At 48.4% G+C, this 585-nt stretch carries 1 pseudogene; it reads right to left on the reverse strand.

Annotation, left to right across the window (positions count from 1 at the left end):
• A pseudogene (locus tag R7O13_RS29040) lies at positions 1 to 585 on the reverse strand (amino acid permease); the annotation flags it as partial.

A 585-nucleotide genomic window follows, 5' to 3' on the forward strand; every position in this document is an offset into this window, starting at 1 on the left:
TTATACCGCTTGCGAAGCTGGCGCGGCTTCTTTTATACGCTCTTCCTGATTCAATGATTTCTCGTATTGGCTGTACTTCCACCAAGCAAAGCCAAGGAAAATCACGATACCACCAAAGTTGTAGAAAATGATGGTCATGATGTCGGCCCCAGTAGGGAAGGTCGATGCTAAGAAACCAACCGTAAAGATAGCGATCAGTACCGATACGGTAGCGATGCCCATTTTGCGTGAGCCCATTTTGAAATCACGCTCGACGTGATCCAGTTTCAAGCGCAGATTCAGGTACGCCAGCATGATGAACAGCGGTGGCAGCATGGATGCCGCTGCGGTCATGTTGATCACGGTGTTCATCAGATCTTGAGCGGTGTTAGAACCTAATGTTGGGATGATCATCAGTGGGATAACGATAAGGAACTGATACCAAGCTGCGCGAGCTGGTACGCCGTTTTCGTTCAGCTCTACGGTTTTCTTGCCAAAAATGCCTTCTGGAATCTCAGAGAAGAAGATTTTCACTGGCGTTGCTGTCCACATCAGTAGAGAGCCAAACATAGCGGTGAAGGATACCAAGCCTACGAAGCGGTTCAT

This window comes from Vibrio sp. Y176, assembly GCF_033438945.1.